This is a genomic window from Hymenobacter sp. YIM 151500-1 (assembly GCF_025979885.1).
GTDB lineage: Bacteria > Bacteroidota > Bacteroidia > Cytophagales > Hymenobacteraceae > Hymenobacter.
In genome coordinates, this window is sequence record NZ_CP110139.1 from 2,916,000 (window position 1) to 2,942,254 (window position 26,255).

Consider the following 26,255-nt stretch of genomic DNA (forward strand, 5'->3'; position numbering starts at 1 on the left):
GCCAGCGGCCCAGGCTCTAACAAGCCCCTGCCGTGCGCCTCACCCCCCAGCCTCTTCTCCGGGGGAGAGCGGGAGCCAGTCGTCATTGTGTGGAAAGCCTCGATGGCATAAGGGTTAGCCCCGCGCCATCGGGGCCGGCGGCCGAGCCAGGCGTCATCTAATACAAAGCCCCTGCCGCGTTATGCAGCAGGGGCTTCTCTAGGTTACTAGTCGCCGAAGGGGTCGTCGGCTTCCTTCTTTTTCTTCTTCTTTTTGTCGTCGGCGGGAGGGGGAGCGGGGGCGTCGGCGGGCGGGGCGGCGTCGACGGCTTCCTCCTTCTTCTTTTTCTTTTTGCCGGTGTCTTCGGGAGGAGCCGGCTCGGTGGCGGCGGGAGTTGGGGCCGGGGCGGCTTCCGTGGCTTCGTCCTTTTTCTTCTTTTTCTTGGCGGGCTCCTCGGCGGGCGGGGCGGCGCCGGGCTCGGCTTGCAGGGCTTCGTCTACGGGGTCTTTCTTCTTCTTTTTCTTTTTGTTGCCCTCCTCCATGAAGTCGAAGCTGCCGCTGCTCACGGGCTGGGTGGTGTTGATTTTCTTCTTGCCGGTTTCCTTGAGGTAGTCCTTGCGGAAGTGGTTGAGGAAGGTTTGCACCTCCTGGTCGTCGCCGAGGAAGAAGCCGTACTCGGTGGCCGTGTTGTAGTCACCCTTGGCTTTCAGGCCCACAATTTCGTCGAAGGAGCCGTGCTGGGCCTTGGCCAGCATGGTGTTGTTTTGGTACTTGAGGTAGTACCAGGTCTGGGGCTCGGCTTCGAGGTAGATTTCCACGTTGTCGCCAGTGCTTTCCTTCTTGATTTCGATGTAGCCGTCAATCAGGGCGTTGATGTCTTTCTTGCCCACGCTCACCAACCCAATCTTGCCCACCGAGTACCAGGCCTTGAGCCGCTCGTCCCAACGCAGGTTCACCTGGCTCAGCACCAGCGTGTGGAGAAACTTGGCCGACAGCTTCTGCAACGATGCGTTGCCCTTGCGGGAGCTGTAGTCCTGCACGGCTTTGCTGCCCACAAACTCCCCTATCTTATACAGCTGGCCCTGGGAGGTGTTCAGGGCTTCGGGTAGGCCTTTGGCGTTGGTGGCCAGGTCCTGGCCCATGGCTTCCACGGCTTTTTCGGGCAGGTTGATGTCGATGTTCATAAACGCATCCAGCTCGTAGATGCCGCTGTCGGGCTTAGCGTAGCCCAGGCCCGAGGCGGCCAGGGCGTAGTCCTTGTTGGAGTTGATGAAGTTGAGCTTGCCGCGGAAATTCATGGCTCCGGTCGAGTCTTGCAGGGTCAGCACCGAGCCTTCGTACACGTCGGGGTCGGCGGGGTTGTGGCGGCTGATGGCGTAGATGCGCTTCTTCTGGTCGTAGCGCACTGAGCCGTCCACCTCAAACAGGTTGGCATCTGTCACGCCTGGCTTGGGCGCCACAAACAGCGGGTACACTTTGCCCGTGCCTTCCGACAAGAACAGACCCGACAGCATGGGCGTACCGTCGTCAGACTTGGCGCCTTCCACCTTCACCCGGATGCTCTTGGGGTCGATGCTGTCCTGCACGGCAAACCATTCGGAGGCCGATTGGGCCTTCACAAATTCCAGCCGGGCCTGGCCGTCAAACATAAATCCTTTGCGCTGGGAGTTCATCTGCACCCCGCCGCGGTAGGCAATGCGCGGGGCCAAATGGAACTTGTCGGTAGCCGCCAGGGTGGCCGTGGCCAGGGTGGGCGGCGACGGCAGGGGCTCCGGCTCGTCGGGCCCGCGCTTGAGCAGGCCCTTGCCATTGCCGTTCTTTCCGGCGTTGCGCCCCACCGAAGCCGTAGCCACCGCCGACGAATCGACCCGGAAGTTGGCAAACTTGATGGCGAACGAGTCGGCAGCGGCGTTTTTGTAGCTGTACAGGGCATTGCCGCTGAAGGCGTGGCGCGACAACACCTTGATTTCGCCCTTGTACAGGTTGTGGTACTTGTGCAGGGTGTCCATCACAATGCTGGCGTTCTGGAAGTCGCGCATCACGGCGTTGGGCAGGATGTACACCTTGTTGGAATCAGGCGTAATCCAGGCGTCGGCGGCGGCAATGCGGGGCACACCACCGGCCACTAGGCGGTAGCGGCTCAGGTCGTACTGCCCGCTGGCGGCCTGGAACTTCAGGCCGTTCTGCTCGGGCTTGGTACTATAGAAGAAGGAACGCGACGAGTCGGCGCCCGGCGCCACCTTGAACTGCACAATCTTCTTCTTGAAGTCCCACTTGCCCCCCGACAGTGTAGTGCGGTACTGGGAGTAAGGCAAGTCGATGCTGGACTTGGTGTCGCCTTCTTCGCGGGCAAACTCGGTGTTGCCGCCCTTCAGGTCGAAGGTGAAGTTTACGTTGTTGGCCGTCACGGCCGGCTTGTTCACCTCCGCCGACTTGATGCTCAGCGTGGCCTTGCGGCCGGTGTAGCGCGTGGGCTTAAACTCGAAGGCCGTGGAACGGATAAACGACTGCGCCCCGTCCATGCGGCCGTCGCCGTAGAGGCCGCCGGGCGTGTAGGTGAGCGTGCCTTTAAAGCCGTTGTTGAGGTCGTACATGCGGAAGGCCTCGCCGTTAGGCTGAGTGGTCAGGTACATCGAGTCCTGCTTTACGGCCCACTTCATCTGGTAGCCCGGCAGGAAGGTGACCTTGGCAAACTCCGTCCCGTTGAGCGGGCCCGGCGAAATGGTGGCCGTCTTGCCCACCGTCACCACCGAGTCGCGGTAGAAGATAAACTGCTCACTGTTGAAGTCGCCGGTCAGGTACTTCACGTTGCCGATGCCCTGAATACCGCGGTTGCTCATGGCCACCTTGTTGTGGAGCCGGCCCTTGCCTCCGTACAGCGGGAAGCCCTCCTTCGGAATATTGTACACGAAGCCCAGGGACCCGTCGTCCTGCATAGACAGCTTGGTGTTAAAGTTGGGCATGATGCCCCCGCTCACGAACGTGCCCTTGAAGCCCACGGCCGCCCGGTTTTTGTTGTTGAGCGAGTCGAGCTTGAAGGGCGGGATGTCGAAGAAGATGGTGGTGTCGTAGGCGCCGCCCAGGATTTCGGGCTTGTTGAAGAATACGTAGGCGCCGGTGGTGGCGTCGAAGGTGGGGTAGGCGCCCAGCTTCTTGCGGCCCGACTTGTTGTTGGGGTGGTTGATGTAGAGGCGGCCGGCCGAGTTCTTCTTTTTGTTGGTCAGGGTCCAGTCCACATCCTTGCGGGCCTTCATCACCGAGCCCTTCGAGCCCTTGCCCTTCACGATGATGGAGTCAATTTTCACCAGGTCGATGTAAAACCCGTCGTAGTCGAACTTGAACTCCTTGCCCTTGAACACGAAAGCCGAGGCCACCACGGTGCCGTTGAACAGCACCCCGCGGTTTTTCTGAATCCGAATCACCGAGGAATCCGGCTTCACGAACACGGTCACGGAGTCGTCGGAAAAGTTGAAGCGGTCCACGCCCCGCACAATCAGGTCGTTGGTGGTCAGGTCGAGCGTGGCGTTGCGGCCCGAGGGTGAGAGGCTCTTGATGGCAATATGGTCGTAGTCCTTTTTGCCGCGCGAGGAGTTGACGTAGTGCAAAGCCTTGGGCAGCAGCAGAATCTGGTCGGTTTGCGGGTACCAGCCCACGTACCCGTCGCGGGCCAGGCCGGCCACGGCCGAGCGCACGTTGTCGGGCCGGAGCTTGCGGAAGGTGGCTACGTCCTGCACCGTAAACAGCTTGGTGTTGCCGTTTTCGAGGCTGTAGCCCACAATCATCTGCAAAGGGTGCAGCTTATTAATGGCCTTGATTTGCTGGTAGCGGGTGTTGGTGTAGAACTCCTTGCTCTCGAAGTTGGCCGTCACCTGGTTTTTGGCCGTGAGCATGGTCAGGTCGATGCTCGACGTGCGCAGGGGCCAGGTCAGCAGCTCCGTCGAAATCTCCATCTGGTGGTAGGAGTCGTAGTAGGGCGTGGTTTTGTAGAGGCCGCTTTCGCGGGCCAGCTGCAAGGTTTGCTGGGGCTTGGAGAACTTCAACCGCACGCCGGGATGGGTCAGCGAGTCCTGCTTGCCCTGGTAGATGGTCACGGCTGCGCGCTGGGCCGTAATTACGGAGTCGCCCAGCTCGTAGGCCCCCGATGCGGCCCGGAACTTGGGCTTGCCGTCTACGTCCACCAGAATCCGCGACAAGGATCCATCCAGCGAAGCCGACAACGTGCGCCCCCCGGCCAGCGAAAAGCCTCCGTAGTAGCGGATATTGTCGCCGATGTTCTTGACGCGGGCGTCGTTGGTGAGCGAGATAAAGCGCGGGTAGCCGGAGTCGGTGGCGCCGGGCTTTTTCTTCACGCTTTTGTACGACAGGGCGCCTTTGATGGGCGTTTCCAGCACGGCCGCGTAGGTCAGGGTCACGGGCTGGGCCGTGAATTCGGCTTTGCTGATGTCGAAGTCGTAGGTGGTGAGCTGGGCCGAGGCGGGGTTGCCCTTCACCTGCCAGGCAAACTCGCCGCCGTAGCCCACAAACCGGCTGTGGGCCGGCACCACCGCCCCGCTGGTTTTGCGAATGTACACCGAGTCGGCCGGCGAGGCCATAAACAGGTCGGCATCCTTGATGAGCAGTACCGGCCCGCGGGTGGGCGGGGCTACGTAGCTGTTGTAGAAGGGCGTGGGCTCGAAGGCCGGCGCGGGCGAAGCTTTGGCAGGCGTGCCGGCTTTAGCGGCCGGCGCGGTTTTCTTGGCCGTGCCACCCCAGCCATCATCGGCGCCCCAGTCGCCACCGCTCCACATGTCGGCCGTGTCCCAGCCGTCGGCGCTTTTCTTTTTAGGGGCTTTGCCGCTCTGCGACTTGGCATCGGCCGGGGCCGGGGCAGGCTGAGGCGCGGCGGGCGGCGCCATCGAGGGCATATCCGCAGCGTTGTAGGCGAAGCTGAACGTGCCGCCCACTACGCGCAGGGAGCTGTAGCGGGAGCGGTACAGGTAGCGGCTTTGCAGGAAGTTGGCCGAGTTGAACAGGAACTTCTCGGTGTCGGCTACGGGCTCCTTTTCCAGGGTCTTCGCCACCACGTCCAGGAACTCGGTCATCTGCTGGTCCGAGAAGCCTTCGGTGCCCGCCGCGGCCGTAATGGCTGTGAAAAACAGCTCGAAGTGGGGCTTGGGCCGGAACTTGCGGGCCAGCATGTACTGGCTCAGGGCCACGATGTGGCGCTGGTTGGTGGCCGTGAGGCGGTTGCTGGCCCACACCTGCTGGAGCTTGGCCGCCGAGGCCTTAGCCCCGGCATTGTTGGTGCTGGCCATCATCGACTGCGCGTCCACCATAAACTGCTCGGGCTCTGAGCTGAGCTTGCCGGTAAACTTGGGCAGCACGGGCGCCGCCGGAGCCGCGCCGGCAGGCTGCTTGCCGGGGGGCGTCTTCGGCTGCTGCGCCCACACCGGCGTGCTCAAGCCCAACAGCACCGCACACACCCATTTCACTGTAGAGAGCTTCATATTCTGGTACTTCAGCGTCAATTCTGATTAATGGCCTACAATTTCAGGAAAAGCCAGCACTTTCCGGAGGCTTGTGGCCTGAGCCTCAGCACAATTATAGTCCAGCTTTTAATCGTTCAATTCCGGTCTTTCCCGAGGGCAGCCGGCAGCCGCTCAACGTCCGTACCGGCCGAGCTGGTATACCACTGGAAAGCTGCCAGCTATAAGCCGCAAGCGGCAAGCTCTGTTCTAACAACATCTAGAACAGAGCTTGCCGCTTGCGGCTTGTAGCTGGCAGCTTTACCAGGGGCCTACTTCCGGAATACCGCCGATACCCAGTGGTTCTGGGTCAGGTGGCTTTCGTAGCGGAAGCCGGCCTGCTCGGCGGCCTGGCGGATGAGGGGCAGGTCGTCTTCGTAGAAACCGGAAAACAGGATGGGGCCGCCGGGCCGCAGGTAGCGGGCGTAGGCGGGCATGTCGTCCAGGAGCACGTTGCGGTTGATGTTGGCCAGGATAAGGTCGAAGGGCTCCTCCCCTTCCAGGGCGGTTACGTCGCCGAGGCGGGCTTCCACGCGGTCCTGCACGTGGTTTTCCTGGGCGTTATCGGCGGCGTTTTCGGCGGTCCAGGGCTCCACGTCCACGGCCAGCACGGAGCGGGCCCCCAGCTGCACGGCCATAATGGCCAAAATGCCCGTGCCGCAGCCCATGTCGAGCACCCGCTTGCCCTGGTGGTCGAGACCGAGCTGGTTGGTAATCATCAGGGCCGTGGTGTCGTGGTGGCCGGTGCCGAAGGACATGCGCGGCATAATCACGATGTCGTGGGGCAAGTCGGGCCGGGCCTCGTGGAAGGGCGCCCGCACCGATACTTTATCGGCAATAACCAGGGGCTGGAAGTTCTTCTCCCACTCGGCGTTCCAGTTCTGGCGCGTAATGGTGCGGTGGCCGTATTCTAGCTCGCCCAGGCCTTCGTAGCGGCTCATAACCTCGGCCACGTTGTCGGGCGAGAACTGGTCTTCGTCGATGTAGGCGCAGAAGCCCTCGTCGTTGTCTTCAAAGGTGTTGAAGCCAACCTCGGCCAGCTCGGCCACCAGAATGTCGGCCAGCTCGCGCGGGGCTTGCACGCGCAGTTCAATATAATCCATGGGTAGCAGCAGTTGAGTCCGGGGCCCGTGGACACGTCCCCGGTTCGGGCGGCAAGTTCGGACGAAAAAGCCAGCCCGCCGCATTCCGCGCCCCGCCACTCAGGTAGGACCGCGCCGCCTTGCCTTGCAAAGCCGCAGGGGCCGGGGCTTAGATTAGCTGAACAGTATTGGGGGATTTGTGCATCAGACACTTAACTTACCGGCCTATGAAGCACCTGCTACCCCTGCTCACCCTGCTGGCCCTGGCGGAACCGGCTGCCTCGCTGGCCCAGCAACCGGCGCCGCGCCTGCTGGTGCGCCTCGCCGACAGCCCGCGGACCGCCCAGGCCCAGGAGAACAATCAGGCCCACTCTACACTATGGGCTTTCGAGCAGCTGAATCGCCGCTACGGAGCCGTGCGGACCGAGGCGCTGAACCCCAGCCCTTCGCCGAGTAGTTCTGCCGCCACCGCCGGGGTGCCGGCCGTGTACGTAGTGACGCTGCCCGCCGGCACCGATGCCGGGCAGGTGCGGGCGGCGTACCAGCAGAGCGGCTTGTTTCGCTACGTAGAGCTGGACGCGGCCGGGCGGGGCGGCGGCCAGCAGGGCCTGGCCCCGAACGATGCCCTCTACGGCCGGCAATGGAGCCTGAACAATACGGGGAGTTTCAGCCTGTCGTCGGCCAGGCCGGGGGCCGATATGAAGATGGAAGACGGCTGGGCCATCACCCAGGGCGACGCCTCCGTGACGGTGGCCATCATCGACAGCGGCTGCAAGCTCGACCACCCCGAGTTCAGCGGCCGCCTCTGGCGCAACGCCCGCGAAATTCCCGCCAACAACCTCGACGACGACCAGAACGGCTACGTGGATGACATCAACGGCTGGAGCTTCGTGGACGAAACCGCCAACCTGACCGACGACGTGGGGCACGGCACCAATGTCACCGGCATTATCGGCGCTTCGGGCAACAACTCGGTGGGCTACGCCGGCGTGAACTGGGGCTGTAAGCTGATGACCTGCAAGGCCCTCGATGATAAAAACAACGGCTTTTATTCCTGGTGGATCAAGGCCATCTACTACGCCGTCAACAACGGGGCTAGGGTTATCAATATGTCCTTAGGCGGCACCAGTTCCTCGCAGGCCATGCAAGACGCCGTGGACTATGCCACCCAGCGCGGTGTGGTGGTAGTGGCCTGCATGATGAATGCCAACAGCAGCACGGTGTACTACCCGGCGGGCCTGACGGGCGTCATAGCCGTGGGCTCCACCAACCCCGATGATACGCGGAGCAGCCCGTTTTTCTGGAATGCCAGCAGCGGCAGCAGCTTCGGGCCTCACGTGTCGGTGGTGGCGCCCGGCAACTACATCTACGGCCTGCATCACCGCTCCGACAACAACTACAACACCTATTGGGGTGGCACGTCGCAGGCCGCGCCGCACGTGGCGGGCCTGGCCTCGCTGCTGCTCACGCTGAAGCCCCAGCTCACGCCGGCCCAGGTGAAAACCACCCTGCAATCCACGGCCGACGACCTGGTGGGCAACCCCGCGGAAGACACGCCGGGCTGGGACCAATACTACGGACACGGCCGCATCAATGCTGCCCGTGCCCTTTCCTTCGTGGTTACCAGCAGCAGCCAGGCCAGCCGGCTGCCCCAGGCCGCCCTGGATGTATTCCCCAACCCGGCCCGCCACCAGCTCACCCTGCGCACCTCCGATGCACGCCTGCTTAACCAGCAGGTGCAGATTTTCAACAGCGTAGGCCAGCTGGTGTATCACCAGGCCTTGACCAGCCTCTCCATGCAGGTGCCGCTTACTTTGGCGCCCGGCGTGTACCGCGTGAGCCTGGCCGGCACCGGCCGTACGCTGGTGGTTGAGTAATGGCGGTCAGCGGCAAGCTATACGCTGTAAGTGGCAAGCCCTGTCCTGGATATCGTCAGAACAGAGCTTGCCGCTTACTCACATACTCTGGAGGCGGTGGTGGAGCTGGCGGCGCTGGGGGCCGTGGTTGCTGAGGAGGCGCCGCACCGGCACCACGGCCGTGAGCATGATGCTGACGGCCAGCCCGGCCCGCACCCACCACCACGGCATAAAATACAGCGTTGCAGCTGTGGCCAGGGTCAGGATGTTCATGAGCGTAGAGGCATTGTTGCGCATGTTCATCAGGTCGAGGTTTTTGTACACGGGCTTGGCTTTGGAGAGGCTACCCCACAGGCCCAGGGCCAGGAATACGCCGGCGCTCAAGGGCAGCAGCCCCAGTAGCGGCCAGGTTGAGGCCGGAAACAACGCCACCAGCAGCACTGCCGACAGCAGACAGTCGAGCAACAGCACGGGCACGGCCAGCCTGAGGTAGAGCACCAGTAGGCGGGATGTCAGGCCCAGGCGCTGCAACTCGTTCAAGGTCAGCGAATAGAGGTAGCCGTAAAGGTTGTTGTTGGCATAGGTGAAGCTAATAACCGGCAGAAAAACGAGGTAGAAGATAGACCTGCTAGAGTCGGAGCCGTGCTTGGCCTGCATCACGCTGCTTGCTACCAGCAGAAACACCTTAAACGCCAGCCCCATGCTGAGCGCGGGCCAGGTTTTGCGCAAGTAGGCTTTCCACTCCGGCGAGAGGCGGGCCAGCCATTGGCTTTCGGCCGTATCGAGGGCGGGGCGCACCAGGTTGCGGTTGAGAAACTGCGGCCCCAGCCCAGCTACCTGCCCCGCCAGCAGCCCCAGCGGCAGCAGGGCCACCAGCCACGGCAGCCCAGCAGCCAGCGGCCCGGTCAAGCTCTTGGTTGCTGCCAGCGTCAGCCAAGCCCCGGCCAGGGCCAGCACGGCTGCGTAGGCTGCTACGAGTGGGTGGCGCCGGCCCCGGCCCCAGGTCAGCAGCCAGCGCAGCCCAAAGCTCAGGGCCGTGGCACCTAGTAGCAGCGCCACCCCCAGCAAGGCCACCCGCTGCTGCCCCGGCACGCACGCCAGCGCCGCCAGAAATACCCCCAACAGCAAGCGCCGCAGCGAAATCAGGTCGAGCAGAAACGCCAGCTCCGCGCTGCGCCGCCCCGACACCGGAAAGTGGTCGGGCAGCAGGCGCTGCACGGGCCGGTAGCTGGGCACGAAGTCAACCAGCAGCGTGCTCGTAAACACCGTACCGTACAGGCCCAGCAAGAAGTTTGCCCTGAGCGTAGCCGACAAGTCGTGGTTGCCGAGCATGTGCCCGAAGCCCAACCCGTATACAACGGCCAGAAGGCCCAGCAAAACCAGTATAGCCCGTTTGCCGATTTCGGGCGGCCAGGCCCCGGCCCGCAGGTGGCGGCCCAGCAGATAGGGCACGTAGTGGCCTAGCGTTCCGGGGCGGTGCTGGTCAGCCATGTCAAGTCTTGGGTTGAAGTGGTGACCGGGTGCAGCAGCTGGAGCAAGGCCTCGGAGAGGTAGGCGTCGCGGCCCTGCCGGAACTCCGCCAGCGGGCCCCAAAACTTCACGTCACCTTCATCAATGATAAGCAAGTGGGTAGCCAGCTGCTCGATGTGGGTCAGGTTGTGCGACGACACAAACGTGAGGGCCTGGCTGCGGTAGCTGCTGAGTAGCTCCAGCAGGCGGCTGGCCGCAAACACGTCGAGGCCGTTCAAGGGCTCATCGAGGATGAGCAGGTCGGGGCGGTGGAGCAGGCAAGAGGCCACGGCTACGCGCTGCTTCATGCCCGTGGAAAACGAGCTGAGCCGGCGGCGCTGCACCGTGTCGTAGTCTTCGAGCAGGTGGTTGAGCAGGCTGCCAATGCGGTGGGCCGCGTCGGGCAGGTCGTAGATGCGGGCCACGAACTGCAAATACTCCTCGGCCGTGAGCTGCTCCACGAGGTGGCCTTGGTTGATGAGGGCGCCCATGCGCCGCTTCAGGGCCACCGGAAACGTTTCGCCCTGCACTTCCCCATCCAGCACAATCTGCCCGCTGCTGGGCAGCAGCACATTGGTGAGCAGGTTGAACAAGGTGCTCTTGCCGGCCCCGTTGCGGCCCAATACGCCTACGCACATGCCGGGCTCCGCGTGCAGCGTTACGTCGCGCAGAATGGTTTTCGGGCCGAATGACTTGGTTAGCTGCCGTAGCTCTACGTGCATACGCGTCGGTTATATATAGCTGCACTTACTATGCGGTGCGCAGCGGCCAAGATACAGGGTTGCAGCCACCCTTTCGTATCCGGATCAGAATCCTGGCAGTAGGCCTGACTTGGTGTAAACGGACTGCGAACGTCAGGACGAGCCGCCCAGACGCTTCGGCCCCGCGGCCCGCCAGGCATCCACGCTCCAAGGGTAAGTCGGCGCGGCGGCCAGCAGCAGGGCGCACCCCGCCGCGGCCCACACGGAATAGTTGAGGGGTGCCTTAATGCCGAGGGACACCACATGGCCAGCGCAAAGACCAGCAGCAGGGCCGCCGCGCCGTAGGCCGCCAGCCGGGTGAGCTAGCCCAGCACGAGGCAAACACCGAATAGTAGCTCGGCTGCCGTGGCCAGCAGCGGGGATAGTCCCGCCGGCAGAAAGGAATTGACTTGGGCCGTGTAGGCGACAAAATGCGCCTACACGGCCCAAGTCACCTGCGACTGTCCCGGCGCGCCCCACAGGTCCACTCGGCGGTCGGCCACGGCCGAGAGCAGGCCGGCTCCCAGGGCCAAGCGCGCCAAGAGGCTGTAGTAGTGGCTGGCTGGTTTCATAAAGCACTGTAGTAACTAGGAAGTCCCGGCCGCGGCTACGTCACGCAGCCGCTTACCGGGCGTTCTGCTCTCAAAAGTGAGCGGGGCCTGTCACAAACGGGCGGCTGGCTGGTCTACTGGAAAACCGTTATCCTCTTTCTGCTTCCCTATGTCCCCTCTTATTTCGGAGCCCCTGGCTTCTCCTGCTGTTCGTCCCAAGCACAAAGGCTCGGCGCAGCTTTTTCAACATCCGCTGCTGGAGCGGCTTTCGCACACGCACATCGCCTGGCCGGTAGGCATTTTTCTGAGCACCGCGCTGGCCAGCCTGGGCTACGGCCTGGCGCACGGCCTGCTGCCGGGGCTCTCGGCGCTGGGCCTGTTTTTGGCCGGCTGGCTACTGTTTACCTACTTTGAATACGCCCTGCACCGCTACCTCTACCACCTGCCGGCCACTACCCCGCGCCGGGCCCGGCTGCAATACGTCATCCACGGCGTCCACCACGAGTTTCCGAAGGACAAAACCCGGCTGGCCATGCCGCCCTTTATCACGGTGTTCGTGGCCTCGCTGCTGTTCTTTGTCTTCCGGCTGGTGTTCCACAACTGGGCCTTCGGTATGCTGGCCGGCTTCACGTTTGGCTACGCTTCGTACCTGTTCGTGCACTACGCCATTCACGCCTACGCGCCGCCCAAAAACTTCCTGCGCGTCTGGTGGACGCACCACGCCCAGCACCACTACCGCCAAGAGCAAGTAGCCTTTGGCGTATCGAGTACGCTCTGGGACCACCTGCTGGGTACCATGCCGAAGCCGCGTTGACGTCACCAACGACCAGTCACGGAGCTAGTTCGGTGGGGCCGCTGCACTTAGGAAGCTACCCCCGGCGCCGCAGCAGGGGTCGAATCGGTCGGCGCCAGCCAGAGCGTAACGGTCAGCACGAGGCTGCCGATGAGCGCGGCGATGCTGGTGTAGCGGTTGACGGGCGTTACCATGTGCAGGTGGCCCAGGTGGTAGGCCAGGTGCAGGCCGTTGAAGAGCAGCAGGCACAGCGGCACGGCGCGCACCGCTACCAGCCGGGGCCGCAGCAGGGCCAGCAGGGGAAGTATGCTCACGCTCAGAAAAAAGGCCCCCACGTCGCGGATAAGATGCTCGTTGTACGGCCCATCGGAAGCCACCCAGCGCAGGCCCAGGCCGAAATCGGGAAAAAAATCGTAAAATGACTGGGGGCCGAACGCGGCCCACACGCCGGGGAACACATTGCTGATAACCAGGTACCAGAGGTTGAGGCGGACCCACAAGGGCAACGGCGAGGACATATAAGGAGCAGTTAGAGAAGCAATGAGTTCAACTAAGACCCGCCCGCCAGCTGTTTGTGACAACTCGTCGGAAATCTTTTCCGGCGCGACCCCGGCCGGGCCCGGCCCCCGGCCGGAGGTGCCCCGGTCCGGCCCGGCGGAGCCCATCACCGAACTGCGCGGCTCCCTGTTTGCCTTTGCCTACCGCCTCACCGGCCACGCCGCCGATAGCGAGGACCTCGTGCAAGAAGTGCTGGCCAACTGGTTTGCGGCTAATCACGACCACGTAGCCGACCCGCGCCGCTACCTGTTGCGCGCCGTCAAGAACGGCTGCCTGACCCTGCTGGCCCACCGTCCGCGCCGGGCCACCGGCACAGAATTGCCCGAGCCGCTGGTCCACCCCCGCTACGCCCTCGACGCCGGCCTCGACGTGTCTTTCGGGCTCTGGCTCACGCTGGCCACGCTCTCGCCGCTGGAGCGGGCCGTACTACTGCTCAAGGAAAGCTTCGCCTACGAGTACGAAGAGCTGGCCGAGTTGCTCGACATTCGGACGGATTACTGCCGGCAGCTCTACCACCGGGGCCAGCAGCGGCTGCGGGCCCGCCAGCCGCGCTTTCAGCCCTCGGCGCGCGAGCAGCAGCGCTTGCTGACGGCCTTCCGCCGAGCCGTGACGGTCGGCGACCTAAGCCAGCTGGTGCAGCTGCTTCGGCACGACGTGACCATCTACGCCGACGGCGGCCCCCGGCCGGCAGCCCGGCGGCCCATCTACGGGCCACAGGCCTGCGGCCGCTACCTGCTGGGGCTGTACCAGAAATTTGCGCCGGGCCTGCGGGCCGAGGTGGCGCTCATCAATAATTCGCTCGGCCTCCTGCTTTTCGAGCCGGCAAGCACCGTGGCGGATACGGTCGTCCTGCTGGAGCATAGCTCAGCTGGCGTGGCGGCGCTGTATATCGTGCGCGATGCGACCAGAATCCACTTATAATACGGTTTGGAGGCTGTTTAGGGACCGGCACTGCCTGCTTTGCTGCTGCTCTACGGGCCAGCGTTAGCCACTACTGCGCCGCTTGCTGCGGCACTGCCTGACGGCCTGAACCCTAATATTCGTCAGCTAGCCGTGGATGCCGACAACCACCTCATCACCAAAAACCTCTGACAAAACCTCGCCATCAAGCTTATCGACTTCACCGGCGGCACTCCGTTTGGCTTTTGAAATTCCGGATGTTTGGCGCTCTGACAAGAGTGGCTTGACGCCGCTTGCTGCGCGGAATAGCGTGCCTCCTCGCAACAACACTATCACCTTACCGCGTGCGGCAGCCGGCGTAGGAGCGCACTTTGGTGTACTGGAAGCTGAAGTCGGCCAGGTTGCGGTTGTCGGTGACGAAGAAGGCGTAGTCGGCGAAGTCGCGGGCGTCGGTCAGGTACCAGAGGCCGGCTTTGTCGGCGAAGAGCTTGTTGGTTTCCCGGTATACCAGCACGTCGGCAAAGGCTTCTTCGGGCTCCACATACACCGTGGCAAAGCAGTAGCCGCGGCGGCGCGGGTCGGTTTCCAGGTACACCGAGCCGAAAATGCGGCAGGGCTCAACGGAGCCGGCCACCGCCGCCGGAGCTGCCAGCGGCACGCGGGGCGCGGCAAACGGATTCAGAGCCAAAAAACCGGAAAGCAGAAGAGCCGACAGCATAAAAGGAAAACCAGGCCAAGTAGCCGAGCCAACGGTAAAGATACGCGGGAAGTTCAGCCCTTACTCCGTCAGGGTTCCCGTAACGCGGGCGTACTCCAGCCGGGCCGTCAGGAAGTCGTACACGGCTTGCAGGTAGTCGCGCTGGGCTTGCTGCTGGGTGGCTTCGGCGTCGAGGGCTTCGCGGGGCAGGGCGCGGCCGGCCTGCTGGCGCAGGCGCACCAGCCCCGCCGACTCGGCGGCCACGGCCACGTTCTGGCGGCGCACGGCCACGGTGCGCCAGGCGTTTTGCAGCTGTACGCGGGCATTGGCGGCCTCGTAGCGGATGGTCTGCTGTAAGTCGGCCTGACGGTTGCGGGCCTGCTCAGCGCGCAGGCGCTGGGTTTCCACGCGGGTAGCGCGGGCCGAGCCGTCGAGCAAGGGCAGGGCCGCTTGCAGGGCCACGTAGGAGTTGCCGTACCAGTTGGGCACGTTTAAGGCGCTGGTCAGCTTATCGTCGAAGCCCTGGGCGCCCAGAAAGCCCACTACGCCCAGCGTCGGCCGGGCCCCGCGCCGCTCGGTTTGCTCGGCGGCCAGGGCCAGCTCGGCGTTCAGCTGCTCCTGCTGGTACTCGGGACGGCGGGCGGCTACATCAGCGGCGGCCGGGGCGGGGCTGGCGGTCCAGGCGGCGGTGTCGGCGGTGGCCGTGAGCAGAGAAGCCAGCGGGTCGGTAAGGCGCAGCGTAGCGGCCTGGGTGGCATCGGTTCCCAGCGTGGCCAGCAGGTTTTGCTTGCTCAGCACCACGTTCTGGCGGGCCAGGTCCAGGGCCAGAGTGGCGTTGGTGCGGTTGATGCGGGCCGTGGCCACATCGGTAGCCAGGGCACGGCCGGCGCGCTGGCGGGCCGCCAGGTCCTGGTAGACGGCCTGGGTGCGCACCGAGTCGGCGCGGGCAAAGCCGAGCTGGGTTTCGCGCAGCAACGCTTCGTAGTAGGCCCGGCTTACGTCCTGCACCAGCGCCACCCGGCCGCGCAGGGCGGCGTTGGCGGCCAGCTGCTCGCTCACGGCATCGGTGCGGCGCTGGGCCAGGGCCCCGGCATCGTAGATGCGCTGGTTGAGGGTGAGGCCGGCGCTGGACTGCCACTTGGTACCGAAGCGCACGGCTAGCCGCTCACCCGAAGCGGGATTGGCGAAGTTGGGGATGATGTTGGTGGGCAGGATGGCGTTGTAGCGCAGGTCGGCGGCCCCCGACAGCTGCGGGCCGTACAAGCCCCGCGTGGCCCGGCTGGCCTGGGCGGCTATCTGCTGGTCGAGCGTGAGGTTGCGGTAGGTGCCCTGGCTTGTTTTGGCCAGCTCAATAGCCTGGGCCAGGCTCAGCTCCTGCGGTGCGGCTGGGGCACTAGGCGCCGCGCTGCTCCCCTGCCCCACCGCAGCCAGGGGCAGGCTCATCATCACAGAAAGAAAAAACACGATTCGCATAGCCGGAAGACAGTTTTAGCCGCGGAACACGCTGGCCGGTTCGACGCCGTTGATGCGGCGGATGGCAAACACGGCTCCGCCCATGCTGATCAGCAAGGTGATGCCGAAAAAGCCGGCCCGCATCAGCCAGCTGAAACTGAACAAAGCTCCCGTTTTGCCGATGCCGAACCGGAACAGCTCAATAAAGCAGTACCCCAGCCCGAAGCCCGCCGCCGCAAACAAGGCGGCCTGTAGCAGAATCAGCCGGGCTACGTAGCCGTTGCTGGCCCCAATGGCCTTGAGCGTGCCGTAGTCCCGAATCCGGTCGGTGGCCGCCGAGTACAGGGTAAGGCCGATGATGAAGAAGCCCGACACCACCGCAAACACGATGAGCGTGCCGAAGCTGATGGCAATGCCCGAGGAGCCGAGCACGGTTTTCTTGGTTTCGGCGGAGAAGTCGGCTGGCAGCCAGGCCCGCACCCCGTTGATGGTGCGGTTGATCTGGTCGCGCACCTGGGCCGGATTGGCGCCGGGCTGCACGTCCACGAGCACGGCGCTGATGCGGCTGGCGGGAATATTGCCCAGGCGGCGGGCCCGCTCCAGGGTGGTATACATGTACACGGCCCCGAAGCCGCGCAGCCCCTCCGTCATCGTAGCCAGGTACACCCGCTTGCCCCCGATTTCAAACACCGTCCCCACCTGCGCCCCGCCGAGGGCCTTGGAGTCGTACCGGTCGAAGCTCATGGCGCCGTCGGGAATTAGGTCGGCGTAGGTGCCCTGCACGAGCCGGGTCGGGCCGGCCCGGAAGGTGGCCGGGTCGGAGCCGATGATTTGCACGCCGGCGCTGGTGCCATCCGGAAAGCTGGCCGAGCCCCCGGCAATGACCACCGCCGAGGCCGCCCGCACGCCCGGTAAGCTGGCCACCTCGCGCAGCTTGCGCACATCGAGCTGGGCCAGGGCGTTGACGTTGGTGGTGCGGTTATCCACCACCCACAAGTCCGTCGGGGTATTATCCACCAGGCTCGACATGGCATTGGTCAGGAAGATGAAAATGCCGCTCTGCTGCCCAATCAGAAACAAGCTAATCACAATGCCTAGCAACGCCCCGATGCTCTTGGCCTTGTCGTAGCGAATGAATTGAAACGCGGTGCGGAACATAGCTTTAGATTGAGCTACAAGCTATAAGCCACAAGCTACCAGCTGATGTTCTGAAAGCTTGCAGCTTGCGGCTTACAGCTTGTTATAAGAAAATCACGCACTCCACGCGGCTGTTGAACAGCAGATTCTGGGCCTGGGGCAGCACGATGCGCACCTCCCGTACGCGGCGGTCCTCGGCGTCGCCAGCGGTTTCGGCGAATAGGGACTTTTGCTTCAGGTAGGGCGCTACGTAGATGACGGTGCCGGTGGCCAGGGTGTCTTGCCCACCCTGAGGCCGTATGTAGGCGGCCTGGCCCTCTCGCACGCGGCCGGCAAACAGCTCATCTACCTCGCACAAGGCCGTGGTGCGGCCAGCCGGGGCAAAGTCGCCGAGGCTGGTGCCGGGGCTCACGCTGCTACCTACTTCTACATCCAGGCGGAGCACCTGCCCATCGGTGGGGGCGCGCACCTGGCGCTGGGCCAGCTGGGCGGCATTTACGCCAATGTCGGCGCGCAGCTCTTGCAGCTGGCGGCGGGCGGCGGCCAGGGTGCTTTGCAGGCGGGCTACTTCCTGCTCCTGCACCTGGTAGTCGGTGCGGGCGTCGTCGGCGCTTTGCTGGGTGTCGGCACCTTGGGCGGCCAGGTCGGCTACCCGGTCGGCGGTGCGGCGCAGGTTGGCGGCTTTGGCCTGGGCGCTACGCAGGGCCGCTTCATCGGCCTGAATCTGCGCCTGCTGGGTAGCCAGGCGGCTGCGGGCCTGCGTGAGCTGGGCTTGTTCCACGGTGCTGGTCAGCTCCAGCAGCAGGTCGCCCTTCTGCACCCGCTGCCCCTCGCGCACCGCCAGCCGGCTCACCACCCCGCTCACTTCGGCTGCCAGGCTGCTGAGCTTGGCTTCGGGCTCGATGCGGCCCAGGGCCACTACCTCGCGCACCTGGGCTGGCTGCACGGCCACGGGGGCAGGCGCGGCAGCTGGTTTTTGCTCGTCATTGCCCCCGCAGCCGACCAGCAGCAGAAGGCCCCACCAAAACGAATACTTGCGCATGAGAAGAAGAGTAGTGAAACAGAATGTTCAGCGGTGGCCCTCGAGCTTTCGGCCCTGGCAATTAGTGCAGGTCGGCATCGGGGGCGTGCTCCTGTACCCGGCCCTGGTCTACGTACACGAGGCGGTCGGCAAAGGGGCGCAGGCGCAGGTCGTGGGTAACTACGGCCAGGGCCTTGCCATGGGCGGCCAGGGTTTTCAGCTCACCCATCACCACCTCCACCGATTTGGGGTCGAGGGCGGCGGTGGGCTCGTCGCATAGAATGAGGGGCGGCTCCGTAACCAGGGCCCTGGCAATGGCTACGCGCTGCTGCTGCCCGCCCGAGAGCTGCTTGGGCAGCTGCCGGGCGCGGTCGGCCATGCCCACGGTTTCTAGGGCGTGCCGGGCCCGGTCGCGGGCTTCGGCGGCGGGTACCTGCTGCAAGCGCAGGGGCAGCAACACGTTTTCCTCGGCCGTGAGGGGCTGAATCAGGTTGAAGCTCTGAAACACGAAACCAATGTTGCGCAGGCGCAGCTCGGCCAGCTGCCGCTCATTGAGGGTACTCACCGCCTGCCCACCCACCAGCACTTCGCCCTGCGACGGATAAATTACGCAGCCCAACAAGGACAGCAGCGTCGTTTTGCCCGAGCCCGACGGCCCCACAACCAGCAGCAACTCCCCCGCCCGCACCACCAGACTACTCGGCTCCAGAGCCGTAATGGTGGTGTCGCCGGTTTGGTAGACCTTGCCGGCTTGCCGAACTTCGGCCACCGGAGTTGCTGCGTCAGGCATAAGAATAGGGTTGGAATGGCCAGCAAATCTACTACGAACTATAACTAAATTTGATACGAAACAAAACTAAATAAATTATTTATAGTGCCCAGTGGGCTCCGTTGCCCTTACCCGTTGCCTTACATGGCCCGCGACTACACTCTTCTGCACACCATCCTCGACCATTTGGCCGACTACGAAGGCTCTACGCCCGAGCCCACGGCGGCCGGCTTCGGAGCCTGGCTGCACGCCCACACCGCGCCCCCGGAGCCCGGTGCCGAGCTGCCCTACCACGCGCACCCGGCCTACCTCAACCACATGCCTCCTACCCACCAGTTGGGTCCTCTGCTGGTGCGCTTAAGCCATTTCTACCACTTCCATGCCCAGCAGGCGCTGGCTAATCTGCCTATTACGTCTATTCGGGAGTTTGGCGTTATGGCCGCCATTGGCTTTCAGGGCACGCATACCAAGTCGGAAGTGGCGGCCCTGAACTTACTGGAGTTGAGCACCGTGACGGAAGTAACGCGCCGCCTCGTGCAGGCTGGCTTGTTGCAGGAAACCCCCGACGCCACCGACCGGCGTGTGCGCCGCCTCTACCTCACGCCCACCGGGCAGGCAGCCCTCGAACAGGCTACCACCCGCATGGAACAGCTCACCACCCAGCTGTTCAGCCCCCTTCCGCCCCCCGACCAGCTCCAGCTCCTGCGCCTGCTCAGCCCCCTCAACGACATCCACACCACGCAGTTTTTTAGTCAAAAGTGAGGGGGTGACAGGTGACAGGTGACAGGTGACAGGTGACAGGTAACAGGTAACAGGTAACAGGTAACAGGTGAGAACGTCATGCTGAGCTTGCCGAAGCATCTCTCCCGCTTCGTCCGCACATGATGAGAGTTACCCCCAGTAGAGATGCTTCGACTACGGCTGCGCCTTCGCTCAGCATGACCGTTCTACCTGTTACCTGTTACCTGTCACCATTCACTTCCTCAAAACGACTTCACAATCTCCGTAAAGTCGCGGGATTTGAGGGAGGCGCCGCCGATGAGGCCGCCGTCGACGTCGGGCTGGCTGAACAGCTCACGGGCGTTTTGGGCGTTGGCCGAGCCGCCGTAGAGAATGGTGGTGTTCAGGGCGGCCTGGGCGTCGTAGGCGCGGGCTATTTGCTCCCGGATGAAGGCGTGTACCTCCTGGGCCTGCTGGCTGGTGGCGGTTTTGCCGGTACCAATAGCCCAGATGGGCTCGTAGGCAACGACTACCCGATCGAACTCCTCATTGGACAGGTGAAACAAACCGTCTTTCAGCTGCTTTTCGATGAAAGAAAAAGTCTCATCGGCCTCGCGGGTTTCCAGCGACTCGCCTACGCAGAAAATAGGCCGGAGACCAGCACCCAGCGCAGCTTTCAGCTTCTGGCTCAGCAGCTCATCATCCTCGCGGAAATACTGGCGCCGCTCGGAGTGGCCCAGAATCACGTACTCCGCCCCCACCGACTGGAGCATCCGCGCCGAAACTTCGCCGGTGTAGGCGCCGCTTTCCTTCTGGTGGCAGTTTTGCGCGCCCAAATGAAATCGGCTGCCCTGGGGCAGCTGCTTGCCCACGGCCGCCAAAAACGGAAACGGCGGGCAGATGACCACCTGCGGGCCGGGGCCGGTTACTTCGTCCTGCACCATGTGCACGATTTCCGAAATCAGGGCCTGCGCGTCTTGCAGGGTGGTGTTCATTTTCCAGTTGCCGGCAACGATGTTCTGGCGCATAGGATGGGGGCTAAGTACGTGAGGGCCGCAAGTTAGCTCGGTTTCGGCTTCGCGGCGTGCTTTACCAACCCAGGTCGGGGTCGTCTTCGTGGTCGGGGAAGTGAACAAGCTGAGCCAGAAAGGCGGGGAAATCGGGCGCTAGAAAGGTGGCTAGCTGGGCCAGCGGCAAGTTGGCATCCTGGCCCAGCTCGCCTTCCAGGAAATAGACTTGGCCCTCGTTGCCAGACCCCACGCCCAGCAGCAGCGTGTCAATGGCACCTAGGTCAACGTCGGTTTCCAGCTCGGCAATGGCCAGGAAGCTGGTGGGTGGCAGGTCGTCGGGTTGCTGAAGCTGCGTTGGCCACTCCGCCAGGATTTGCAGCCAGTCTTCTATTCCGGCCCGGTCCAGGAAACGCGACACGAAGAAGGCAATTTCATTGGCTCCGGTCGGGTACAGGTCGTTTTGCTGGCGGCTCACGAAGCAGGCCGTGTCCAAAGTTTGCCCAGCGTGAGAAAGAATAAACGCCTGGTAAGCAGCCGGCAAGGGCCGCCCCAAGCGGGCTTCCAGGGCCAGCAAGTCGGCAGGTGAAAACGCGGGGACGGAAAAGGTCTGCTTGAAGTCGTGCGGCTCGCTGACAATGCCCATGTGGAAGTGTGGAAAAGATGAGCCCGCAAGAAAAGAATCCTCCCAAAAACTTCCCTCAAGCAGCTTCACGCCTAGTCTAGCTCCCGGCTGGCGGTGCGCTGCCGCCGGCCCCACCCCACCAGCACCAGGGAACCCACTACCACCAGTCCGGCGGCAGCCGTAGCCAGCCAGCTCAGCACCAGCGTATCGGCAGCGGGGCGGCGGGCAGCCCCGATGGCCAGCAGGCCCCAGGCCACGGCCGCAGGATAGGCCAGCTCCCGAAAGCGGCGTGTGACGTTCAGGGCCAGGCCGGCCACCACGCCCACCAGCACAATGGCTACTTGCAGGCTTTGCTCGGCGCCGGGCTGCCAGCGCGTACCCAGCCACACGGTCACGTTCACCACCGTGGCCACCGAAATCCAACCCAGAAACAGCCCAAACGGCACGCTCACCCAGGCCGGCGCCTGCCGGCGACTGATAAACTGCCGGCTGCGCCCATACACCACCGCCAGCCCGGCCAGAATCAGCAGCATCACCACCACGCTCAAGGGCAGCAGCTCGTAAGCAAACACGATGGACCACGACGCCGTGAGCAGATTAACCAGCGTAAGGGGCCGCGCCACGGCCGCCGGCAACGGGTGCTGGCGCTGAGCCGGCAGCAGCTGCCACGTGGCGTACACCAACAACCCCAGAAAAACCAGCCCCCAGATGCTAAAGGCATAGCCCGCCGGCGTCAGTAGCGTCGGGTACTTGGCCGACACGACGGCGTTGGTTTGGTTGTTGAACGCGCGGGTGTTGGCGTAGTAGTTCAGAAACACGTTGGCCGCCGTAGCCCCCGCCACGGCCCAGCGCCAGGCCCGGCCGGAAGTAGGAGTCGTCAGGGCGTCGAAAGCGGCAGTAGTGGAGGCGTGAGTTGGATTCATCCGGGCAATAACCGTAAGTGGAGTGGTTTGCTTACGCGCTGCGGCAGCATCCGGGGTGTAGGGTCACAGACTTTCCCGGACTCCGTGCTGCTGGTAGTGCCAGTTCAGGTGGGCGCTGATACTGAACCGATGCCGGCCTATTGCATCGAACTGACTACCGCCAAACCGGAAATTGTAGCCGTAAAGCAGATTCACAAAGCCAGCCGCTCCCACGCCCAGAGCCGGCGTCAGCACCAACTGGCCCCGGCGGAAGTCGGTGTAGTACGCCGCCGAAATGTCGGCCGCGGCGGCCATAGCCCCAAACGAATAACCCACTTTGGGGCCGAGCAGCAGCTTGTCTTTGGTGAAGCGGAAGTCGGTGGCGGCGTAGGGGCCAGAGCTGGCTGCTCCCGTCGCCCGCCATTGCACTTGGTGCCGAATCAGACCCACTTCCAGCCAGGCATTGGGCTGGAATGCGCCACCCACGCGCAGCACCGTGCGCGGCGCGGCGTAGTAGCGGGCCCGCTGCCAGTCGGTGGGGTCAGGGGTTTGGGCGTGGGCTACGCCGACACACAGGGTGGGTAGAAAACAGAGGAACTGGCTGCGCATAAAAAAGCTCCTGCCAAAGCAGGAGCTGCAAACATATCATCCGCCTCGCTTTGGGCTGCTACCACTGCACCCGCACCGGGTACTCACTGAAATGCGCGTCCCGGCTCAGCAGCGTCAGGTTTTCGCTGATGGCTTGGGCAATGAGCAGCCGGTCGAATGGGTCGCGGTGGTGATGGGGTAATGTGTGCAGTTGATTTAAGTGATTGTCAGTGATTTCCAGCACCTGAAAATCATAAGACCTAACCACCTGTAACCATTGTGTGTAGGGCTGCGGCAAAATCAGCTTTCCTAGACTATCCTTAATAGCTATTTCCCACAGAGTAGCCCGACTAATTGTTATGCTTACGGTAGTATCAGCAATCAACTCGGCAGTGGCCGCAGGCAGGCGCGGGTCGTTGCCTGCATACCAGATTAGAGTATGTGTATCCAGTAAATAATTCTCCATTACATATAATCTGCAAAGTCCTCTAATGGCTCATCAAAATCATCGGCCATCCAGATGCCATTTCCTCGCGCGAAACCCAACGGGGCCCGCTGTTTGGGGGCCGTTAGCTCTTTAACCGCTTGCGCAATTTTCTGCAAGGCCTCTTTATCCTGTAGCTGCTCAATGGCCGCTATAACTTCCTTTTTCTGCTCGTCGGTAATCATGGCCGTGAGGGTTTATTATGAAAACTACGCAAAAGCCCCGGATGGTTCGCATCCGGGGCTCCGGCCAGTGTCATTCCGAGCATGTTGCGCATCAAGCAAGGACGAGGAATCTGAATCACAGATTGTGCTGATTAAGCTGATTGCACAGATAAAATGTGCTTTGGTAACGTAATCTGCGCAATCAACTCAATCTGCACAATCTGTGATTATAGCTTCTCGGCCAAGAACCGAGCGGTGTGGTTGGTGTCCTTGAGCTTTACCATGTCCTCGGGGGTGCCTTCAAACAGCAGGTGGCCGCCGCCCGTGCCGCCTTCGGGGCCAAGGTCGATGATCCAGTCGGCGCACTTGATGATGTCCATGTTATGCTCGATGATGAGCACCGAGTTGCCTTGCTCCACCAGCGCGTTCAGGGCCGTCATCAGCTTGTTGATGTCGTGGAAGTGCAGGCCGGTGCTGGGCTCGTCGAAGATAAACAGAATCTTATCCTGCTGGAGCGTGGCGCCTTTGGTCAGGAACGAGGCCAGCTTCACGCGCTGGGCCTCGCCGCCCGACAGCGTGTTGGCCGACTGCCCCAGCCGGATGTAGCCCAGCCCCACATCATCCAGCGGCTTGAGGCGCTCCACGATTTTCGGCTGGTCTTTGAAGAAGGTGATGCTGTCCTCGATGGTCAGGTCGAGCACCTCGTTGATGGCCTTGTCCTGGTACTTCACGTCCAGGATGTCCTGCTTGAACTTGCGGCCCTCGCAGGCCTCGCAGGTCAGGAAGATGTCGGCCATGAACTGCATTTCAATCTTCACCTGGCCCTCGCCCTGGCACACTTCACAGCGCCCGCCTTCGATGTTGAAGCTAAAGTGCGAGGGCTTGAAGCCACGGGCTTTGGCCAGGGCTTGGTCGGCAAACAGGCTGCGGATGGCGTCGTAGGCCTTCACGTAGGTCACGGGGTTGGAGCGGCTGCTCTTGCCGATGGGGTTTTGGTCGACGAACTCCACGTGGGTCACCTGCCCGTTTACGCCGGTCAGCCGGTCAAACTTGCCGGTAGCCTCGCCGGCCCCGCCCCCAAGCTGCTTGAGCAGGGCCGGGGCCAGAATGCGGCGAATCAGCGTGCTTTTGCCCGAGCCCGACACGCCCGTTACCACCGTCATCACGCTCAACGGAAACTTCACCGACACGTTTTTGAGGTTGTTTTCGCGGGCACCGGTTAGCTCCAGGGCGTTGCGCCAGGGGCGGCGCACCCGCGGCACGGGCACCGCCAGCTGCCCGCTCAGGTAGCGGCCAGTGTAGCCCTCGTTGTCGCGCAAAATCTCGTCGTAGGTGCCCTGGAAGCGCAGCGTGCCGCCCCCACTGCCGGCTTCGGGCCCGATGTCGATGATCTGGTCGGCTTCCTCCATCATCTTCTCCTCGTGCTCCACCACTATCACCGTGTTGCCAAGCTGCTGCAAGGAGCGCAGCACCCCAATCAGCTGCTCGGCGTCTTTGGGGTGCAGGCCAATGCTGGGCTCGTCCAGGATGTACATGGAGCCCACCAGTGCCGACCCCAGCGAGGTAGCCAACGAAATACGCTGACTTTCGCCACCCGAAAGCGTGCTGCTCAGGCGGTTGAGCGTGAGGTAGCCCAGGCCCACGCGGTTGAGGTAGCCGAGGCGGTTGGTGATTTCCGTCACCAGGCGGTCCGCGACCTTGGTTTCGTGCTCGTCCAGGCTCAGGTTCTCGAAGAACTCCAGGGCCCGGCTCACCGGCAGCAGCACCAGGTCGGTGATGCTCTGGCCCTGGATTTTGACGTACTGAGCGTCTTTGCGCAGGCGGGTGCCGCGACAGTCGGGGCAGGTGGTGCGGCCCCGGTAGCGGCTTTGCAGCACCCGGTACTGGATTTTGTGGGTCTGGGTCGAAACCCACTGAAAGTAAGCGTCGAGGCCCTCGAAGTACTTGTTGCCCTTCCAGAGCAAGGTGCGCTCGGCCTCGGTCAGCTCGTTGTAGGGGCGGTGAATGGGGAAGTCGAACCGGATGCCGTTTTTCAGCAGGGGCTTCAGCCACTCGCTCTGCTTGTCGGTGCGCCAGGGAGCAATGGCGCCCTCGTACACGGTCAGGCTTTTGTCCGGTATCACCAGGTCCTCGTCAATGCCCAGCACCGACCCGAACCCTTCACAAGTCTGGCAGGCGCCGTAGGGGTTGTTGAAGGAAAAAAAGTTGACGCTCGGCTCCTCAAACACCAGCCCGTCCAGCTCAAACCGGTCGGAGAAGGTTTTGGTGGTAGTGGGTAGTGGGTAGTGGGTAGTTGGATTGGTTTCGTCACTATCTGTCTTATTACCAACTACCTCATACCTACTACTCAATACTCCGTGGCCCTCGAAAAACGCCGTCTGCACCGAGTCCGACAGCCGGAACATCAGGTCTTCGTCACCGGGCTGGACGACGGCCCGGTCAATCATGATGAACACTTCCCCTTCCACTTCGGGCTGGCCCTCGGCCAGTAGCTCCTCGATAAAGGCCGTCTGGCCGTTCACCACCACGCGGCTGTAGCCTTTCTGGAGCAGCAAGTCCAGCTCCTTGCTCATGGGGCGGCCTTCTTCGGAGGGCAGCAGCGGGGCCAGCACCATGGCGCGGGTGCCTTCGGGCAGGCCAAACAGGAAGTCCACCACGTCGGCCACGGTGTCTTTGCGCACCTGCTCCCCGCTCACGGGCGAGTAGGTGCGGCCCACCCGCGCAAACAGCAGCTTGAGGTAATCGTAGATTTCGGTGCTGGTGCCGACGGTGGAGCGGTTGTTTTTGATGCTCACCTTCTGTTCGATGGCAATGGCCGGCGAAATGCCGCGGATGTAGTCCACGTCGGGCTTGTCCATGCGGCCCAGAAACTGCCGGGCGTAGGAGCTGAGGCTTTCTACGTACATGCGCTGCCCCTCAGCATACAGCGTATCAAACGCCAAACTCGACTTGCCCGAGCCCGATAAGCCCGTGACAACGATGAACTTGTTGCGCGGCAGCGCCACGCTCAGGTTTTTGAGGTTATGGACGCGCGCGTTTTTGATGAGGATGAACTCGCGCGGGTCGAGCTGGTCAATCGGGTCGGCTGCCGGAGCAGCCACTTGCAAAGCGGATTTGTCGGCCATAGGTCGGGTAACAGCCACGGGCCGGGGTTTGGTTTCAGCCGGGCGGGTATGGGGTAGCGAAGGTACGGCGGGGTGGGGCTACTGTGCTCAAC

The 26,255-nt window shown here is 63.1% G+C and carries 22 protein-coding genes and 1 pseudogene; 4 read left to right on the top strand and 19 right to left on the bottom strand.

Annotated elements, in window-relative coordinates; all coding sequences use genetic code 11:
• Positions 1–206: 206 nt before the first annotated feature.
• Both OIS53_RS12210 and prmA read right to left on the bottom strand, forming a co-directional pair.
• A complete protein-coding gene (locus OIS53_RS12210; RefSeq protein WP_264678850.1) occupies positions 207–5,465 on the bottom strand; it encodes a hypothetical protein in 5,259 nt (1,752 codons plus the stop codon).
• A gap of 353 nt (positions 5,466–5,818) precedes the next feature.
• Positions 5,819–6,670, bottom strand: a pseudogene (gene prmA / locus OIS53_RS12215) (50S ribosomal protein L11 methyltransferase); the annotation flags it as partial.
• 122 nt (positions 6,671–6,792) lie between these two features.
• Between prmA and OIS53_RS12220 the strand changes: the two are divergent.
• Complete coding sequence (locus OIS53_RS12220) at positions 6,793–8,442, top strand: S8 family serine peptidase (protein WP_264678852.1); 1,650 nt, start codon at positions 6,793–6,795, stop codon at positions 8,440–8,442.
• A gap of 78 nt (positions 8,443–8,520) precedes the next feature.
• Here OIS53_RS12220 and OIS53_RS12225 read toward each other — a convergent pair whose 3' ends face one another.
• The 4 genes from OIS53_RS12225 to OIS53_RS12240 all read right to left on the bottom strand — a co-directional run bounded on the left by OIS53_RS12225 (position 8,521) and on the right by OIS53_RS12240 (position 11,242).
• The gene (locus OIS53_RS12225; RefSeq protein WP_264678853.1) at positions 8,521–9,912 is read right to left on the bottom strand and encodes a hypothetical protein; all 1,392 of its coding nucleotides are present in this window, start codon (positions 9,910–9,912) and stop codon (positions 8,521–8,523) included.
• Positions 9,882–10,652, bottom strand: coding sequence for an ABC transporter ATP-binding protein (locus tag OIS53_RS12230; RefSeq protein WP_264678854.1), 771 nt, complete (start codon positions 10,650–10,652; stop codon positions 9,882–9,884). The genes OIS53_RS12225 and OIS53_RS12230 overlap by 31 nt, the downstream gene beginning before the upstream one ends.
• Before the next feature lie 132 nt (positions 10,653–10,784).
• On the bottom strand, positions 10,785–10,931 hold the full coding sequence (locus OIS53_RS12235) for a hypothetical protein (protein ID WP_264678855.1): 147 nt from the start codon (positions 10,929–10,931) through the stop codon (positions 10,785–10,787).
• Between the two features lie 176 nt (positions 10,932–11,107).
• On the bottom strand, positions 11,108–11,242 hold the full coding sequence (locus OIS53_RS12240; protein ID WP_264678856.1) for a hypothetical protein: 135 nt from the start codon (positions 11,240–11,242) through the stop codon (positions 11,108–11,110).
• A gap of 148 nt (positions 11,243–11,390) precedes the next feature.
• Here OIS53_RS12240 and OIS53_RS12245 point away from each other — a divergent pair, with 148 nt between their 5' ends.
• Positions 11,391–12,035 (top strand): sterol desaturase family protein, encoded by a 645-nt coding sequence (locus OIS53_RS12245; protein WP_264678857.1) that lies wholly within the window; start codon positions 11,391–11,393, stop codon positions 12,033–12,035.
• A gap of 47 nt (positions 12,036–12,082) precedes the next feature.
• Here the strand turns inward: OIS53_RS12245 and OIS53_RS12250 are convergent, their stop codons facing one another.
• Positions 12,083–12,532 (bottom strand): hypothetical protein, encoded by a 450-nt coding sequence (locus OIS53_RS12250; protein ID WP_264678858.1) that lies wholly within the window; start codon positions 12,530–12,532, stop codon positions 12,083–12,085.
• 22 nt (positions 12,533–12,554) lie between these two features.
• On the opposite strand from OIS53_RS12250, the gene OIS53_RS12255 reads away from it, so the two are divergent.
• Complete coding sequence (locus tag OIS53_RS12255; protein WP_264678859.1) at positions 12,555–13,493, top strand: sigma factor; 939 nt, start codon at positions 12,555–12,557, stop codon at positions 13,491–13,493.
• Between the two features lie 316 nt (positions 13,494–13,809).
• Here the strand turns inward: OIS53_RS12255 and OIS53_RS12260 are convergent, their stop codons facing one another.
• The 5 genes from OIS53_RS12260 to OIS53_RS12280 all read right to left on the bottom strand — a co-directional run bounded on the left by OIS53_RS12260 (position 13,810) and on the right by OIS53_RS12280 (position 18,569).
• The gene (locus tag OIS53_RS12260) at positions 13,810–14,160 is read right to left on the bottom strand and encodes a DUF6150 family protein (RefSeq protein WP_264678860.1); all 351 of its coding nucleotides are present in this window, start codon (positions 14,158–14,160) and stop codon (positions 13,810–13,812) included.
• 90 nt (positions 14,161–14,250) lie between these two features.
• The gene (locus OIS53_RS12265) at positions 14,251–15,633 is read right to left on the bottom strand and encodes a TolC family protein (protein ID WP_264678861.1); all 1,383 of its coding nucleotides are present in this window, start codon (positions 15,631–15,633) and stop codon (positions 14,251–14,253) included.
• 24 nt (positions 15,634–15,657) lie between these two features.
• The gene (locus OIS53_RS12270; protein ID WP_264678862.1) at positions 15,658–16,779 is read right to left on the bottom strand and encodes an ABC transporter permease; all 1,122 of its coding nucleotides are present in this window, start codon (positions 16,777–16,779) and stop codon (positions 15,658–15,660) included.
• Between the two features lie 82 nt (positions 16,780–16,861).
• Positions 16,862–17,800 carry an HlyD family secretion protein gene (locus tag OIS53_RS12275; RefSeq protein WP_264678863.1) on the bottom strand — a complete coding sequence of 313 codons (939 nt, stop codon included), beginning with the start codon at positions 17,798–17,800 and terminating at the stop codon, positions 16,862–16,864.
• Between the two features lie 61 nt (positions 17,801–17,861).
• The gene (locus tag OIS53_RS12280; protein ID WP_264678864.1) at positions 17,862–18,569 is read right to left on the bottom strand and encodes an ABC transporter ATP-binding protein; all 708 of its coding nucleotides are present in this window, start codon (positions 18,567–18,569) and stop codon (positions 17,862–17,864) included.
• Positions 18,570–18,692: 123 nt separating this feature from the next.
• Here OIS53_RS12280 and OIS53_RS12285 point away from each other — a divergent pair, with 123 nt between their 5' ends.
• Positions 18,693–19,310, top strand: coding sequence for a MarR family winged helix-turn-helix transcriptional regulator (locus OIS53_RS12285; RefSeq protein WP_264678865.1), 618 nt, complete (start codon positions 18,693–18,695; stop codon positions 19,308–19,310).
• 221 nt (positions 19,311–19,531) lie between these two features.
• Here OIS53_RS12285 and tpiA read toward each other — a convergent pair whose 3' ends face one another.
• From tpiA to uvrA, 7 genes are all read right to left on the bottom strand, one after another.
• A complete protein-coding gene (gene tpiA / locus OIS53_RS12290; RefSeq protein WP_264678866.1) occupies positions 19,532–20,296 on the bottom strand; it encodes a triose-phosphate isomerase in 765 nt (254 codons plus the stop codon).
• 61 nt (positions 20,297–20,357) lie between these two features.
• The gene (locus tag OIS53_RS12295; protein ID WP_264678867.1) at positions 20,358–20,921 is read right to left on the bottom strand and encodes an SMI1/KNR4 family protein; all 564 of its coding nucleotides are present in this window, start codon (positions 20,919–20,921) and stop codon (positions 20,358–20,360) included.
• Between the two features lie 71 nt (positions 20,922–20,992).
• A complete protein-coding gene (locus OIS53_RS12300; RefSeq protein WP_264678868.1) occupies positions 20,993–21,823 on the bottom strand; it encodes a hypothetical protein in 831 nt (276 codons plus the stop codon).
• A 63-nt stretch (positions 21,824–21,886) separates the two neighbouring features.
• Positions 21,887–22,411, bottom strand: coding sequence for a hypothetical protein (locus tag OIS53_RS12305; RefSeq protein WP_264678869.1), 525 nt, complete (start codon positions 22,409–22,411; stop codon positions 21,887–21,889).
• Positions 22,412–22,469: 58 nt separating this feature from the next.
• Positions 22,470–22,856 carry a type II toxin-antitoxin system VapC family toxin gene (locus OIS53_RS12310; protein WP_264678870.1) on the bottom strand — a complete coding sequence of 129 codons (387 nt, stop codon included), beginning with the start codon at positions 22,854–22,856 and terminating at the stop codon, positions 22,470–22,472.
• The gene (locus tag OIS53_RS12315) at positions 22,856–23,059 is read right to left on the bottom strand and encodes a DUF2281 domain-containing protein (RefSeq protein WP_264678871.1); all 204 of its coding nucleotides are present in this window, start codon (positions 23,057–23,059) and stop codon (positions 22,856–22,858) included. The genes OIS53_RS12310 and OIS53_RS12315 overlap by 1 nt, the downstream gene beginning before the upstream one ends.
• A 206-nt stretch (positions 23,060–23,265) precedes the next feature.
• Complete coding sequence (gene uvrA, locus OIS53_RS12320) at positions 23,266–26,163, bottom strand: excinuclease ABC subunit UvrA (RefSeq protein WP_264678872.1); 2,898 nt, start codon at positions 26,161–26,163, stop codon at positions 23,266–23,268.
• Positions 26,164–26,255 lie beyond the last annotated feature (92 nt).

What these genes read in the sequence shown, in the direction of transcription:
- OIS53_RS12315 (WP_264678871.1), bottom strand. Translation starts at nt 23,059, where the DNA reads ATGATTACCGACGAGCAGAAAAAGGAAGTTATAGCGGCCATTGAGCAG.
- OIS53_RS12255 (WP_264678859.1), top strand. Translation starts at nt 12,555, where the DNA reads ATGAGTTCAACTAAGACCCGCCCGCCAGCTGTTTGTGACAACTCGTCG.
- OIS53_RS12210 (WP_264678850.1), bottom strand. Translation starts at nt 5,465, where the DNA reads ATGAAGCTCTCTACAGTGAAATGGGTGTGTGCGGTGCTGTTGGGCTTG.
- OIS53_RS12245 (WP_264678857.1), top strand. Translation starts at nt 11,391, where the DNA reads ATGTCCCCTCTTATTTCGGAGCCCCTGGCTTCTCCTGCTGTTCGTCCC.
- OIS53_RS12280 (WP_264678864.1), bottom strand. Translation starts at nt 18,569, where the DNA reads ATGCCTGACGCAGCAACTCCGGTGGCCGAAGTTCGGCAAGCCGGCAAG.
- OIS53_RS12250 (WP_264678858.1), bottom strand. Translation starts at nt 12,532, where the DNA reads ATGTCCTCGCCGTTGCCCTTGTGGGTCCGCCTCAACCTCTGGTACCTG.
- tpiA (WP_264678866.1), bottom strand. Translation starts at nt 20,296, where the DNA reads ATGCGCCAGAACATCGTTGCCGGCAACTGGAAAATGAACACCACCCTG.
- OIS53_RS12300 (WP_264678868.1), bottom strand. Translation starts at nt 21,823, where the DNA reads ATGAATCCAACTCACGCCTCCACTACTGCCGCTTTCGACGCCCTGACG.
- OIS53_RS12310 (WP_264678870.1), bottom strand. Translation starts at nt 22,856, where the DNA reads ATGGAGAATTATTTACTGGATACACATACTCTAATCTGGTATGCAGGC.
- OIS53_RS12275 (WP_264678863.1), bottom strand. Translation starts at nt 17,800, where the DNA reads ATGCGCAAGTATTCGTTTTGGTGGGGCCTTCTGCTGCTGGTCGGCTGC.
- OIS53_RS12225 (WP_264678853.1), bottom strand. Translation starts at nt 9,912, where the DNA reads ATGGCTGACCAGCACCGCCCCGGAACGCTAGGCCACTACGTGCCCTAT.
- OIS53_RS12305 (WP_264678869.1), bottom strand. Translation starts at nt 22,411, where the DNA reads ATGCGCAGCCAGTTCCTCTGTTTTCTACCCACCCTGTGTGTCGGCGTA.
- uvrA (WP_264678872.1), bottom strand. Translation starts at nt 26,163, where the DNA reads ATGGCCGACAAATCCGCTTTGCAAGTGGCTGCTCCGGCAGCCGACCCG.
- OIS53_RS12285 (WP_264678865.1), top strand. Translation starts at nt 18,693, where the DNA reads ATGGCCCGCGACTACACTCTTCTGCACACCATCCTCGACCATTTGGCC.
- OIS53_RS12220 (WP_264678852.1), top strand. Translation starts at nt 6,793, where the DNA reads ATGAAGCACCTGCTACCCCTGCTCACCCTGCTGGCCCTGGCGGAACCG.
- OIS53_RS12230 (WP_264678854.1), bottom strand. Translation starts at nt 10,652, where the DNA reads ATGCACGTAGAGCTACGGCAGCTAACCAAGTCATTCGGCCCGAAAACC.
- OIS53_RS12295 (WP_264678867.1), bottom strand. Translation starts at nt 20,921, where the DNA reads ATGGGCATTGTCAGCGAGCCGCACGACTTCAAGCAGACCTTTTCCGTC.
- OIS53_RS12270 (WP_264678862.1), bottom strand. Translation starts at nt 16,779, where the DNA reads ATGTTCCGCACCGCGTTTCAATTCATTCGCTACGACAAGGCCAAGAGC.
- OIS53_RS12240 (WP_264678856.1), bottom strand. Translation starts at nt 11,242, where the DNA reads ATGAAACCAGCCAGCCACTACTACAGCCTCTTGGCGCGCTTGGCCCTG.